This window comes from Pseudoalteromonas sp. PAR1 (genome assembly GCF_947311895.1).
In the GTDB taxonomy this organism is placed as follows: Bacteria; Pseudomonadota; Gammaproteobacteria; order Enterobacterales; family Alteromonadaceae; genus Pseudoalteromonas; species Pseudoalteromonas lipolytica_C.
Map to the genome: position 1 here is coordinate 1 of NZ_CAMZMY010000008.1, position 14,148 is coordinate 14,148.

Here is a 14,148-nt window from a genome sequence, read left to right on the forward strand (position 1 = left end):
AAAGCCGAATATATGGCAGCAATGAACTTTGAAATTCTATCAATTACTGTCTTGCAATCGGAGATAGTCCATATATGGTATTAACAACGATTAATCCGGCACGAAATGCAGCATAAGTAACGACAGGGTAGTCAACTATATTAGGCAATTGGATCGCGATTCGGTCGCCAACCTTAAGGTTACTTTGCTGTTGAAACCACTGAGCTAAGTAACGAGATTGCTGTTCGATTTGTGAATAAGTAAGTGTTTTACCCGCACTATTATAGGCTGGGAGTTCTGCATAGGTTTGACATGTTTGGTCTATCAATTGCGTGAGGTTATCATGTGTGTTCATGGTTGTTCCTTAGCGTGTTGTTCTTATTAGTTGTTGTTTGATGAGGCGATCCATTACAGAGTCCATAACCCAATTAGGTAAATAATGGCTCATGACATAAGTTAGTTTAGATTGTAAGCCAAGGATCACCATTCGTTTTTGTTTATCTAAGCTTTTTACTATTTGCTTAGCTGTGTCTGCAGCATTTTCTGAGGCGTTATGTGCTTTGTTGAAACACATCAAGCTGAGTTTAATTTTGTTTGGCTTAAACGTTTGGCGTAGTTCCTTTGCAAGTATCAATACACTTGGTTCTGGTGAAACTTGAGCTTTATTTGTAACAGGAATCATTAATGCAAGGTGGCTATTCATTGCCAGTTCTGGGCTTATAACTGTGGCAATGTTTCGTAGTGCAAGAGCGTGATCACAGTTGGTTATTTCATCCGAACGGTCACAATAAATTGCCAATTCAGGTTTACCAATAGCGGCAATTGCATTATTTACTTGGATTTGTAACCCTTCAATATCGCAGATATGGGTGGCAAAAAATTCTATATATTGATTGCTGTGTGCAAGGCTACACAAGGTTTGCTTTGTTATATCGCTAAATTGCTTGTCGAATAACGCAACATCATCACCACGACGAATATATTGCTTTGCTAATTCGAACCCAATACCACTATTACTACCGGTAATAAACACTCTTCTTAACATTACACGACCACTGATTAGCGAAACTAGCTAGTCAATATATATAAATTGTTAACCAATTAATTAACTTTATACGACCTGTTTTTAGCTTTTTGCGCCATTATAATCAATGTGACTTACGATAGTCTTTTGGTGGCATGCCATACCAGCGTTTGAATGCTCGGGTAAATTCGCTGTAATTAGAAAAGCTTAAGATATCTGAAATGTTTGATAAGCTTAGGCTTGATTCAGTTAAATATTGGTGAGCTAAATTGCAACGAACCTCATCAACGAGTTCGCGAAATGTTGTGTCATACTGGGCTAAATGTCGCTGTAGACTTCGCGCACTCATTGACAACTTTTCAGCGATTAAATTAACACCAAATTGTTCATGAAGTAGATATTGTTTTATAAGCACTTCAACATGTTCACAAATATTTTCGCGTTTAGACTCATTCGGGTGTCCAAGTTGTTGACTAAGAATAGAAAACAACTGCTTATCTGAGTTCTTAATGGCCAACTTTAGGTATTTTTTCTCAAACACTAATGCGGTATGAGCACAGTTAAATACTGGTATTTGACCAAGGGCTTGGCGGTATACACTGGTGTTTGCATCACAGCTGTGAGGCAGTTCTAAGCGGTAAAGTTTTATTTGGTCATCGGTTAATTGTTTTAAAAGATTAACCCCAACACTCAGAGCTAGGTCTGCTCCGTGATATACACCGACTTTTAAACTACTGCGCACTAAAAAAGACAGTTTTACAAAGTCTTGGCCACTTTCGAGCAACAGATCAGCACTATTTTGATGAATATGATAGTACTTGGTTAGGTTTTTTAACGCCATTTCAAGAGTCTCGCAGTTACCCATCAAATAACCAACCGAACCTAAGATGTTGAGACTTTGCCAACGACCTAGCTCTAGGCCGAAATAGGGCAGGTTTAATTCTTTCGCTGTGATTTCTAGTAACTCAATGAGCTGCTGATATTGCACAAAATTATTGGGCTCAATGAGCTGTTTTCTATCTAAGCCTACGCGCTCTAATAGTGCATCTGGGTTTACTAATTTACTTTCAATCAGTTCGACATAGCCATGTAAAGCAGATGCTCTAATTAGGTCAGGTGTGTGTGTTTTGCGAGGCATAGTTTGCTCTTTTTTAGTGCGTTGGCGTAAAAAGTAAAAAATTTTGCGTAAAAAGTAAAGTAATACAGGTCATTAAAGTTTAACAATGTATTAACCAAATGGCCTGCTAAATGCAATTGAGGCTGTAACGTGCTTAGAGGAACACACAATGAACTACTCAAAAGTTTTTATAAGTGGTGGTAATGGCTTTATTGGCCGCACGCTGGCGCGCTACTTTAAAGCGAATGGAGTCGATGTATGCGGCGTTGATTTAACGCCCTGTAAAGAATTCAATATTGTTGCAGGTAACTTGAATGAGCCTGCTGGCTGGCGTTCATTATTGAATGACTGTGATTTGGTTATTCATACTGCGGCAATTGTTTCAAATGCGTTTAGTTACAAGCAAACATGGCAGGCGAATGTAGGCTGGACGAAAAACTTACTTGATGCAGCGGTCGCAGCAAACACAGTAAGGCGTTTTATTCATATTTCGTCGACTGCCATTTATGGCAGTAATTGGCAAACAGATATTAAAGAAGACGCGCCTTTGTTACCTGATGGGCGAGCCTATAACGACTCAAAAATGATGAGTGAACATTTAGCGCTAAGCTATCACGCAAGTAAAAAACTCAATGTAACAATAATTCGTCCTGGCGATGTTTATGGCCCAGGTTCAAAGCCTTGGATAGCTTACCCATTGCAAGAAATCGCTAAAGGCACGTTTATGGTACCACAGGGCATGTTCGGCCCTGTTTATATTGATGATTTAGTGAGAGGCATTTATCAAAGTGCCATGAGCGAGGGGGCAAATGGTGAGATTTTTAATCTATCGGGCCCAGAGCAAGTAACTAATCAAACTTATTTTAATTATTTAGCGCAAGCACAAGGGAAAAAGCACGTCACAGTTGTGAACTTGTCCTTAGTGCTAAAACTAACGGGCTTTATAGAGTGGTGTTATCACCTTTTTGGTAAAACCACCGATATCAATCCATCAACTATGCGCATGCTAAGCCGAAAAAGTGCGGCATATAGTAGTGAAAAAGCGCACCGTGTTTTTGGCTATCAACCTGAATTTACCTTACAGCAAGGTATGCAACATGCGTTGCAGTGGGCGTATGAGCAAGGGCTTTGTAAAGAAGAGCCACGCACTAATACCGTAGAAGCAAATTAAAGACAACTAGTTAACTTATTGAAAGCAAATGAAAAGAGGGCACACACATGGCATTACCAGATATTATTAACCATCAAGATTTCTTACTGACAATTCATACCAATGATGAAAAGCTAATCAAAAACGCCTTACCGGGCGTGCATATCTACCCACTGATGCTGGATTCTGAAAATGGAGTATGGGTTTTGCGTGTTTTATTTGAACCAGGTACGGTTTTACCAAAACATTTTCATACTGGTGTTGTGCACTTATATACGTTAGCGGGAAGTTGGCACTACACTGAATATCCAGACGATTTACAAGTAGCGGGCAGCTATTTATTTGAGCCAGGCGGTTCGATTCATCAATTTCAAGTACCTGAAGACAACACTGAAGTGACAGATACCTTTATGGTGGTTATGGGATCTAACATCAACTTTGACCCTGATGGCAACTATATGAACATTATGGATGCAGGTTGGATTGAGCAAGTGATGTTAGCAGCTGCAAAAGAGCAAGGAATTGAGCCTAACTACATTAAACCTAAGAGCTTATACGGCTTTAGTAAATAATTTTATTCCCTGAAGCAAAGCCCTTAATTGCAGTAAGCTATTGAGGGCTTTATATTTATTACGGGTTATTTGTAGTTCAATCTAAAAAACAAATCAATTTAATCTAAACAATCAATTTTATTTTAATCGCTCACACCTCTATTGTATTAATCAAGCAGACGCAAGGCTGCGTTAATTAAACTTTTTAAATACATCAATGAGGAATACTATGAGCACTTCATTAATTAACACAAAACTACAACCATTCAATGCAACAGCTTACCACAATGGTGACTTTGTAGAACTAACAGAAAAAGACGTGCTAGGTAAGTGGTCAATCTTCTTCTTCTACCCAGCAGATTTTACTTTTGTATGTCCGACAGAGCTTGGTGATGTTGCAGACTACTACGAGCAACTACAAGAAATGGGTGTTGAAGTTTACTCAGTATCAACCGACACGCACTTCACTCACAAAGCATGGCACGATACGTCTGAGACAATTGGTAAAATCAAATTCCCAATGATTGGTGACCCTACAGGTCGTATTACACGTAACTTCGGTGTGATGATCGAAGATGAAGGTCTTGCACTTCGCGGTACATTCGTAATGAACCCTGAAGGCGAAATCAAAGTAATCGAAACTCACGACCTAGGTATCGGCCGTAGCGCGAAAGAGTTAGTACGTAAAGTACAAGCTGCACAGTACATTGCTAACCACGACGGTGAAGTATGTCCTGCATCATGGCAGCCAGGTGAAGAGACACTTGCTCCTTCATTAGACCTAGTTGGCAAAATCTAATTTGCCACGGCATTAAACGATAGCAAAGCTTTGCTTTGCTGTCCCAATGCAACCTTAATTGCCCATCACAACTCACATTAAGCACATTAGCGGGTGGTGGGCAGTTATACCCAAAATTTTTCTAGATTATTTATTCTGAACTCAAGGGCTAAGCCATGTTAGATACGAATATCAAAAACCAATTAACAAGCCACTTTGCTTCTATTACCAGCCCTGTTGAGCTGCTTATCGCCTTGGATGACAGCAATAAATCAACAGAACTTAAAAATTTAGCAAACGATTTAGCATCGTTAAGCGACAAATTCTCGGTGCGAGATAACCATAACCAAGACGTACGACGTCCGTCTATGGTGGTATCTTCACCTATTAACAACACGCAAATCACATTTGCGGGTGTGCCTATGGGCCACGAATTCACCAGCTTGATCCTTGCACTTCTTCACACAGGTGGTCATCCAAGTAAGGCATCACAGAGTGAAATTGAACAAATTAAATCATTACCTGGGCCGCTTAACTTTGAAGTGTATATTTCATTAAGTTGTCAAACCTGCCCGCAAGTAGTGCAAGCACTTAACTTAATGGCAGCACACAATAAAAACATTACGGCCACTATGATTGATGGTGCTTTGTTCCAAGACGAAGTGAATGAGCGCAATATCCTAGCGGTGCCAGCGGTGTATTTAAATGGCGAGCTGTTTAGTCAAGGTGCAGTTAATCTGACTGATATCTTGAATAAAGTAGATACCAAAGCGGCTGCACGCCAAGCCGAAGCACTAAACGACAAAGAGTTATTTGACGTACTTGTTGTTGGTGGTGGTCCGGCAGGGGCTTCTGCGGCAATTTATTCAGCACGTAAAGGCTTAAATACAGGCGTGGTTGCAGAGCGTTTTGGTGGTCAGGTTTCAGACACGTTAGCAATTGAAAACTTTATATCAGTTAAAGCGACCGAAGGTCCTAAATTAGTTGCTCAACTTGAAGAGCATGTAAAAGAATACGACGTTGATGTGATGCAAAACCAACGTGCGGCATCACTTACTAAGCAAGGTAATTACCAAATCACGCTAGAAAATGGTGCGGTTTTAAATGCGAAGTCAGTGGTATTAGCAACCGGTGCCCGCTGGCGCGAAATGAACGTACCGGGTGAGAAAGAGTATCGCGGTCATGGCGTTGCTTACTGTCCTCACTGTGATGGTCCGTTATTTAAAGGCAAAGCGGTAGCGGTTATCGGCGGCGGTAACTCAGGTATTGAAGCTGCAATCGACCTTGCTAACATTGTTGAGCATGTTACCGTGCTTGAGTTTGCTGATACCTTACGCGCTGATGAAGTCCTTATTCGTAAAGCAAATAGCTTAAACAACATTACGATTATCAAAAACGCGCAAACGACAGAAGTTGTTGGTGATGGTAAGCGAGTAACAGGCTTAAACTATATTGATCGTATCTCTGGCGATGAAAAATCACTTGAGCTTGCAGGTATCTTTGTGCAAATCGGCTTGGTGCCAAACACTGAATGGTTAAAAGATTCTGGGTTATCACTAACTCGCTTTGGTGAAATCGAAATTGATAGCAAAGGTGCAACATCATTACCGGGTGTTTACGCGGCAGGTGATGCAACAACAACGCCGTTCAAGCAAATCATTATTGCAATGGGCAGTGGTGCAACGGCCAGTTTAGGCGCATTTGATTACTTAATTCGCCACAGCGAAGAGGTACAAAGCACTGAAGATGCAGCTTAATTAGCGACTCTTGATTAGGCAGCTCACACCCATAGCTGCCGCTTTAAAGCCGCCCTCTCCAAAGGCGGCTTTGTTTTTATTAATCCAGCTATTGATACTGTGCTGCAGTAATAAATTCCTCAAAACTTTCACACCAAATAACCACTGTATTGTAATCGCTGACATCAATACCTTGTGGCACAACTAATTTAAAGCCATTGAATGAACGTACTCCTGCAACACGTTGCATGGTTCCTTTTTGTGCTAAAAAATCAGCTTCGTTATCAACAAAATTGCGCGATAAGTAAAGTTGATAGTCAGGTCCAGGTGATAAAGTACCTTGCATAGAAATAGCATCATTTGTTAGATAGACCATCCCATCACCATAATGAAGGCGATCTGAGCCTTTAAGATCTGGCTTAAACGCAGCACTAAACTGAGCTCTATCTTGATGCTGCTTCAAAATAGCAACATCGGGCGCTGGTTGCTCCGTTAAAATAGGCAAACTGTAAACCCCAGCCATAAAACCCATGGCAAAAATAGCCAATGCCATGATGATAATTAGCACTGCTTTTAGCATGCTTACTCCTTGTTCTTTAGCGTTATGGTGTGGCGTTGATTTAAAGAGTATTGTTTTTCAACATCACCAAAATATTGCAAATAGAGCCGCTCAAGTTCACCTGATTGCTTTAGCTTTTGCATACCTTGTTCTAGCAAATCCCTAATGTGTTGATTCTCTTTGCTTAAGTAAAAGTAATAGTCGCTGGGATATCGCAGCATAATGTCTGGTGCAATGATAAAATTGAACTGTTTGAGTCTATTGAGTTCAGTGCCAATAGCCAGTACTGAGCGTGGAAAGTAATCGGCAAAACCTGTCTCTAGAGCTTTGATCATGCCAGGATAATCAAGCTCGCCATTAACGGTTAAGTCATTGTCTCTTAGCACCGTATAATCAGACCAACTTTGCTGCTGTAATGCAATTAATGGTTTTAATTGATCAAGGCTTTTTATTGCACTGAACTTTGCTTGGTCATCAGCACGAATAATAAGCAAACGCTTACCGTGCAAACCCTTGTATAAAGGAATTGTGGTGTTAACTAATGAAGAGGGTTGCTTATAAGGGAAAGACAGCCAAGCTAAGGTAATTGTTTTATTATGACTAAGTTGTTCAATAATACGTTTATCATTCATTGGCTTGGCGTTGTACATTAATACAGCGTCTACGCCCATTGCGGCGAAGCTTTTAATGAGAATATCGTGGATGTATTGATTTTTTACCGCGTCGGTATAGCTCGGTTTTGCAAGTTGAATAACAATTTGCTCTTGACCAAAGCTCTGCTTAATGAATAGCGCGAATACCATCAATAAAATAAATATTGTTCTATTCATTTATTTGAGTCTCTGCATTTATACTTTGAAAACATGCACCTGCTGTTGTAAACGCGAAGCCAAAGAAGCCAATTCTTGGCTGGCTTGTGCATTTTGTTGTGAACTTTCGCTAACCAGTGAAATGCTGCTACTAAACTCATTAATATTACAACTTAGCTCGTTTGCAACAGTCGTTTGCTCATCTGTTGCGGTGGATACTTGGTTGTTCATATCGGCAATAAGTGCCATTTCTTGAGTGATTTCAGTGAGTAATTGTGAAGAGCGCTCAGCGTACTCAACACTTTGTTTGGCACTGTCATCTGCATTACCCATGGCGGTGACTGCTTGCTGTGCCATTGCTTGTAGTTTAGTAATCATTTCATTGATATTAGCGGTCGCTTTTTGGGTGTTATGTGCAAGCTGTCTGACTTCATCAGCCACTACTGCAAAACCACGACCTGATTCTCCCGCACGAGCTGCTTCAATCGCAGCGTTAAGAGCTAATAAATTAGTTTGTTCTGCGACTCCTTGGATCATCATCACGACTTGGTTTATATCAGTTGTTTGTGTATTTAACTCATTGATAAGTTGTGTATTTGCATTAACTATTTGCGATAAGCGGTTTATTGCATCAATGTTTTCTTGTACTGATTGCTGGCCAAGTTTAGCTGTTTTATCTGTGTGGGTGGCTTTTTCTGAGGTTGAAAGCGCATTTGCGGCCACTTGCTCAATCGCGCTACTCATTTGCGTAATTGCGGTGGCAATCATTGCTGATTGATGCTCTTGCTCAGTGGCAGTGCTTGCTACTTGATCACTAATTGAGTTCATTTGCTCTGCTGCTGAAGATAAGGTCAATGTTGCATTAGTTACATCATTTACTAGGTCGTGTATTCGCTTCATCATCGCGTTGAAATGAGTGGCTGCTTGAGCTATTTCATCGTTGCCATAAGTTTCTGCTCTGAGCCGTAGGTCAGCACTTTTAGAGATAGAACCAATAGTTTTACTTAATGATAACAGAGGGTTATGAATAGAGCGATAAATGACAAATGCAATAAATAATAAGATGATTATTAAAATACTGATGGATGCGCTCATGGCTATAGTGACTTGTTTAAAATCTTTTTCAGATGCAAGTTTAAACTTATTAGCTTCATTGATTTGAAGGTTTATCAACCCTTGATAGCTTTCGCTGAGTGGGTCGAACACATCGTAAAGGCTTTTTACAAACACCTCATTAGGAATTGCTTTTAATTCATTGTTTTTAACTTGATTTAAAAGTTTGCTGAGTTCGCTTTCTACCACAGTGAGATTCTTTTCAACGATATTTACTAAGCGTTGCTCTTCATTGGTGAGCTTGGTGCCTAAATAGCTTTTCCATTTGTTGTCGGCAACACCCTTTGCGTTTTCAACCGCAGCAAGAAAATCATTTTTTGAAATTTGCTCAGCCCGGTATTTATGAAACAAATCGACAATGCTAACGGCATAATTGTCCGATACTGTTTTTATTTGTTCAAGCGGGATGACTCTATCGTCGTAAAGACTGTCGATGCCTTTTACCATGCTCGACATAATGGACATCGTAAATATTGACGTAATCACAAAAACGCAGACCGGTAACAAAGCCAAAATGGCTAATCGCGTACGAACGGTATAGTTGTTTAACATGAGCATTAGAATGTTTGTAAGGACTTAGTATTAAAACTAATAGAGAATATTATTTAAGCAAGTTTTTGCAATAATTTGGGGTGTGTATTGCAAAAATTCGTTTCTATACGCGACTCGCTATCAAGCTAAATTCCTTAAAAACTGTTTTCCTGCCGCAATACCCATTTCATATCCTGCTGATAACTTAGCGTAAGACTTTGTTGTTCGACCTACAGCAAAATCAGGAGGAGGAGCGATGATGTTAACTTTACAGTCACTCGGTGGATTCATAACAAAGTCAATGCTTTGATTATAGTTTTCTGCTCGTAAGATGGATGCCTTAGCAAGCGCGGGTGTTTCTTTGTAAAGTCGTTTAACAAGCCAAGGTGCTTTCGATGGTTTTTTTCGATAGCCAATCGGCTGAGACAAAATAACTGTAATTTCCTTATTACCCATTTCGTAAGCTTTACGAATAGGGATAGAATCGGCTACACCACCATCTGTTAATTGCATACTGTTTATCTGTGGGTATTGGCGGTATGCAATTGGTAGTGCACATGAGGCTTTCAATTGCTCTTCAATAAGTTCAGCAGTTGCTTTTAAATACTCAGCATTACCTGTTTTAATATTAGTTGCAACGATATAAAACTCACTCGCTTGTTTTTCGAAGGTGTCTAAATCAAGGCGAATATCTCGAATGGTTTCTTGCCATAGCCAGTCTAAATCAAACAGGTGACCGCCTTTTAAAAAGCGAACATAATTAATGAACTCAGGTCGACACGAGTAATCTGTGATCACCGCATGGTTACGTTTATATTGAGCGCATAAATAAGCTGCGATGTTGGTGGCTCCTGCTGAAACACCATAGCATTGTTTGAAAGGTTGGTAGCTTTCTTTAATAAACGTATCAAGCACACCTGTGGCGAAAATACCGCGCATAGCGCCGCCTTCTACAACGAGTGCCTTGTTATTATCCATTACTGCTACCTTGCTTATAACCGTGATTGCTACTAACCATAACAAACACGGTTACAAAATTAAATAGAGTTTTGACTCTAAGCGAGTTAAATAGCTTCAACCCAAAGTACACCGACTTGTTTGTCGGTGACTTTTACAGTGCTCCCAGCCGCAATGGGGGAGTGGCTTTTTAGTTGCCACTGAATGCCCGAATATTGGTGTGTGGTTAAACCTTGGTCATCAACATCTGCATTTACAACAAAGGTCAGTTCAGCAAAGTCACTGTGAACAGGCTGAGTCTCTGTTTTATCTTGCATGCGTTTTAGGGGACGCCACAGCACGACCGCAAAACCAAGAGTAAACACAATATTACTCCAAAGTGCCGTGGTGTAAGTACTTGCAAGTAGCTCTATATTCATAAGTAAGCCACTGGCAAATAAAGATAAGCCTAAAAACAATAATACGTAGGTGCTCATACCCAGTACGGCAACCTCAACGATTAGCGCGATAACACCTAAAATCATTAATGCTTCGGCTAAATGGGTATCTAAAAACGCCATCGCTTCACCTAATTTTGTTGTTTCTTATTTAAAGAATTAATAATAGACATACCTTGAGCAACCAGCGAGCTTGCATCAGTGCCACTCTCAGGTAATAAAACTACTGATGATTCACGAGCTATCGCTTCTTTAGCGGCAATGGCTTTAGTCGCAAGGTCGAGTTGAATTGCTTTTTGACCTTGTTCAGTGTCAGCGGCTTCACCGACTTTACGAAGTGCATCGGCTTGTGCTTCTGCAACGGCGATAATTGCTTTTGCTTCACCTTCAGCGCGTAAGATTTGCTCTGCTTTTTCAGCCTCTGCAGCAAGGACTTGTGCTTGCTTTTTACCTTCTGCCACATTGATAGCTGACTGACGGTCGCCTTCAGATTCTAAAATTTGTGCACGCTTTACTCGCTCTGCTTTCATTTGTGCTTCCATGGCCTCCATTACAGAATTAGGCGGCACAATGTCTTTAATCTCGTAACGTAAAACTTGAATACCCCAAGGCTCAGAAGCCTGATTAATAGCACTAACTATGTTGGTGTTTAACATGTCACGTTCTTCAAAGGTTTTATCTAGCTCCATTTTACCAAGCTCTGAACGCATGGTTGTTTGCGATAGCTGAGTAACGGCAAATACATAATCATCAACACCATAGGTTGCTTTATAAGGATCAAGTACTCGGAAATACAGTACGCCATCGACGATAAGTGAGATATTATCTTTAGTGATAGCTGACTGAGAAGGCACATCTTGTGCTTGCTCTTTTAAACTTCGGTCTGCTGCAATACGGTCGATAAATGGCACAATAAAGTTTAAGCCCGCTTCTTTGGTTGAATGATATTTACCAAATCGCTCTATAAGCCAAGCGCGGTTTTGTGGCACGAATTTAACGCTGCTTTTTAGTAGCACTAATACAAAAATAAGAATAAAGGTTTCGACATTCAAAAGTAAGTCGAGAATTTGTGATACTGGATCCATGTACTTTCCTTAGATACGGTTAATGTTTTTACCAAATATTGAGATTATCACTACAGGATAAGTGCTGCCATCATTTTGCAATATAAAAAATACAGTTAATAGATCCCATTTTTTAAAAAGAAGTATGTAAAGCTTTGGTAAATGAACGTTTTTTCATTACATCAAAATGCTGCTGTTGGCCTGGTGTCACAAACGGGTAAAAGCAAAACATGGCACTATGAAAAACTCTGTCATCTGGGCCTATAACTAGATAAAAATTAGCGAGTAACACCACCTTATTGCATTAATGAGGTGGTGTTTATGGTTTATGCTATTCATTACACATCTCTAGCTAAGCTCTTTTTGCTAATAGGCTAGCAATCAATCCGTTTGTTAAGAGAGTGTTTTATTAGATACATGCTTTGATCAGCTTGAGCAACGACTTCTTCAGCACTTTTGGTATTACCATAAAACATGGTAACCCCAACACTAGCCGAACCGTAATACGTAACATGAGGGTGTCTAAATTCGACCTCTATTGCTGATTGGATCTTATGGGCAACTCTACGCGCATTATCTTTTGCATGTTGCTCTTCACGTCCAAGTCCTTCTAAAAGAATAACAAATTCATCTCCTCCTAGACGCGCTATACAGTCGTTATCACGCATAGTGGTTTTCATTCGCTTTGAAATTTCTATTAAGTAGTCGTCGCCAACATTATGGCCATACATATCATTTAGCTTTTTAAACTTATTGAGGTCGATAAAGATAACAGCGCCGTAAGTTTGCTTGCTTTTACTCAATTGTAGCGCGAGAGCAAGGCGAAGGAAGAAATAACGTCGGTTTAATAAATCGGTTAATGGGTCTGTGGAGGCATCGTATAGGAGTTGTTGTTCAAGTTCTTTTCGTTCGGTTATATCGGTTGAAATTCCCAATATGCCAATGACTTTATTAGGATCCGAATCGGAAAAGATGGGGGATTTTACCTCCCAGAAAATACTTTTCTCTCCTTTTGATAAAGTAAGTTCAATTTCTTCACGAGTGCGCTCTCCACTAAGAACACGCGCATCGATGTTTAATAGTTTTTCTGCAGTACTTTGCGGAAATAGATCCATATCGGTTTTAAAAAGCAGCTCTGATTCATTACATGCTAATAGGTTTAACGTTAATTTGTTTGCATAAACATATCGTGAGTAATCATCTTTGATGTACACATACGCAGGTAAGTTGTCGAGCGCTAGCTTTAACTCGGCGGTATGAATTGGTAATTGAGTATCGTTATATTTGGCCACACTATGTCCCTATAAAAACAGCCATACAGAGATATTGACCCAAAAAAAGCCGATGTACAAGAACGATTACAAATGTAAAAAGCGCCAAGTAAGTCCTTGGCATGCTTTAGTTTTAAGGTTGTTTTTTTTGGTCGGAAATAGGTGCGATTGTTATGGCTTGTCTTTAATAAGTTGTAGCGCTTGTCTGTTATTTTGTAACTTGAATAGAGCACAAAAAGCATACCCCGTTACGAACATAAATAAGCTGTAAGTTGCCCCTGGAATAGCAATTGTAGGGTTATTCATTAAAGTGCTGGCAATTAAAATCGCCAGTGTGCCATTTTGCAAGCCAACCTCTACGGCAATACTCATTTGTTGTTTGTTTGATAACCCCGACATTTTAGCAATTAAGAGTCCAAGTAATAAGGTACTCACGTTTAGTGTGAATGTTGCGATACCGCTACTGGCGAAGAAGCCAATCATTTGCTCTGAATTTTTATGAATTATTGCAATGACAATAATGATTAAAAAAATACTAGAAAAACTGCGAGTAAGAGGCTCAAGTTTTTTACTTATGTGTGAGCGATAATGATTAAACAGCATTCCCAAACTGACTGGTAGTAGGGTGATGACTAACATTTGCACAATTGTTTTTACGATAGGTAACTGGAATTCGTGTCCTGGAACACTCAACATTTCCATTGCAAAATGCATAATTATTGGCAGCGTAAATGGCGATATAAAGGTTGCTATTGTTGTTAAACTAATTGAAAGGGCAACATCACCCTTAAATAAGTATGTGTATAAATTAGAGGTCACTCCTCCTGGACAACAGGCTACTAAAATCAAGCCTATCGCCAGCTCTGCTGGTAAGTTAAAACTTACAGCTAGTAGAAACGCCACACAAGGCAGTAATAACAGTTGGCAGCTTAGACCGATACTGAGCGCTTTGGGGCTGATAAATAAAGCCCCAAAGTCTTTCTTTTTAAGCCCTAAGCCCATGCCAAACATGATGATAAATAATGCTAAAGGCAGCACTACTTTAGTCATGATATCTACTTGCATAGGAAAT

Annotated in this window: 15 protein-coding genes; 4 read left to right on the top strand and 11 right to left on the bottom strand. The window is 39.9% G+C overall.

Annotation, left to right across the window (positions count from 1 at the left end; all coding sequences use genetic code 11):
* Nucleotides 1-43: 43 nt before the first annotated feature.
* The 3 genes from QL229_RS08275 to QL229_RS08285 form a co-directional block, all read right to left on the bottom strand.
* Entirely contained in the window at nucleotides 44-334 is a 291-nt protein-coding gene (locus QL229_RS08275) for an AMP-binding protein (protein ID WP_281546765.1), read from the bottom strand.
* 9 nt (nucleotides 335-343) lie between these two features.
* Nucleotides 344-1,024, bottom strand: a complete 681-nt coding sequence (locus tag QL229_RS08280; RefSeq protein WP_138557782.1) for a hypothetical protein — start codon at nucleotides 1,022-1,024, stop codon at nucleotides 344-346.
* Between the two features lie 103 nt (nucleotides 1,025-1,127).
* Nucleotides 1,128-2,141: an AraC family transcriptional regulator gene (locus QL229_RS08285; protein WP_138557781.1), complete on the bottom strand. Its 1,014-nt coding sequence runs from the start codon at nucleotides 2,139-2,141 to the stop codon at nucleotides 1,128-1,130.
* A gap of 148 nt (nucleotides 2,142-2,289) precedes the next feature.
* On the opposite strand from QL229_RS08285, the gene QL229_RS08290 reads away from it, so the two are divergent.
* The 4 genes from QL229_RS08290 (at nucleotide 2,290) to ahpF (ending at nucleotide 6,356) form a co-directional block, all read left to right on the top strand.
* Nucleotides 2,290-3,291, top strand: a complete 1,002-nt coding sequence (locus tag QL229_RS08290) for an NAD(P)-dependent oxidoreductase (protein ID WP_138557780.1) — start codon at nucleotides 2,290-2,292, stop codon at nucleotides 3,289-3,291.
* 47 nt (nucleotides 3,292-3,338) lie between these two features.
* Nucleotides 3,339-3,842, top strand: coding sequence for a 2,4'-dihydroxyacetophenone dioxygenase family protein (locus QL229_RS08295; protein ID WP_138557779.1), 504 nt, complete (start codon nucleotides 3,339-3,341; stop codon nucleotides 3,840-3,842).
* 208 nt (nucleotides 3,843-4,050) lie between these two features.
* The gene (gene ahpC / locus QL229_RS08300; protein WP_135926910.1) at nucleotides 4,051-4,620 is read left to right on the top strand and encodes an alkyl hydroperoxide reductase subunit C; all 570 of its coding nucleotides are present in this window, start codon (nucleotides 4,051-4,053) and stop codon (nucleotides 4,618-4,620) included.
* 155 nt (nucleotides 4,621-4,775) lie between these two features.
* Nucleotides 4,776-6,356, top strand: a complete 1,581-nt coding sequence (ahpF, locus tag QL229_RS08305; protein ID WP_138557778.1) for an alkyl hydroperoxide reductase subunit F — start codon at nucleotides 4,776-4,778, stop codon at nucleotides 6,354-6,356.
* Nucleotides 6,357-6,444: 88 nt separating this feature from the next.
* On the opposite strand, the gene QL229_RS08310 is transcribed toward ahpF, so the two are convergent.
* The 8 genes from QL229_RS08310 to QL229_RS08345 form a co-directional block, all read right to left on the bottom strand.
* Entirely contained in the window at nucleotides 6,445-6,915 is a 471-nt protein-coding gene (locus QL229_RS08310; RefSeq protein WP_138557777.1) for a DM13 domain-containing protein, read from the bottom strand.
* Between the two features lie 2 nt (nucleotides 6,916-6,917).
* Nucleotides 6,918-7,724, bottom strand: coding sequence for a transporter substrate-binding domain-containing protein (locus QL229_RS08315; protein ID WP_138557776.1), 807 nt, complete (start codon nucleotides 7,722-7,724; stop codon nucleotides 6,918-6,920).
* Between the two features lie 18 nt (nucleotides 7,725-7,742).
* Nucleotides 7,743-9,374 carry a methyl-accepting chemotaxis protein gene (locus QL229_RS08320; RefSeq protein ID WP_348649180.1) on the bottom strand — a complete coding sequence of 544 codons (1,632 nt, stop codon included), beginning with the start codon at nucleotides 9,372-9,374 and terminating at the stop codon, nucleotides 7,743-7,745.
* Between the two features lie 114 nt (nucleotides 9,375-9,488).
* Nucleotides 9,489-10,325, bottom strand: a complete 837-nt coding sequence (locus QL229_RS08325; protein WP_138557775.1) for a patatin family protein — start codon at nucleotides 10,323-10,325, stop codon at nucleotides 9,489-9,491.
* 86 nt (nucleotides 10,326-10,411) lie between these two features.
* Complete coding sequence (locus QL229_RS08330) at nucleotides 10,412-10,864, bottom strand: NfeD family protein (protein ID WP_138557774.1); 453 nt, start codon at nucleotides 10,862-10,864, stop codon at nucleotides 10,412-10,414.
* Between the two features lie 8 nt (nucleotides 10,865-10,872).
* Nucleotides 10,873-11,826 carry an SPFH domain-containing protein gene (locus tag QL229_RS08335; RefSeq protein ID WP_135926916.1) on the bottom strand — a complete coding sequence of 318 codons (954 nt, stop codon included), beginning with the start codon at nucleotides 11,824-11,826 and terminating at the stop codon, nucleotides 10,873-10,875.
* 353 nt (nucleotides 11,827-12,179) lie between these two features.
* Nucleotides 12,180-13,097, bottom strand: a complete 918-nt coding sequence (locus QL229_RS08340; protein WP_135926917.1) for a GGDEF domain-containing protein — start codon at nucleotides 13,095-13,097, stop codon at nucleotides 12,180-12,182.
* A 150-nt stretch (nucleotides 13,098-13,247) separates the two neighbouring features.
* Nucleotides 13,248-14,141: a bile acid:sodium symporter family protein gene (locus tag QL229_RS08345; protein ID WP_138557773.1), complete on the bottom strand. Its 894-nt coding sequence runs from the start codon at nucleotides 14,139-14,141 to the stop codon at nucleotides 13,248-13,250.
* Nucleotides 14,142-14,148: the final 7 nt, after the last annotated feature.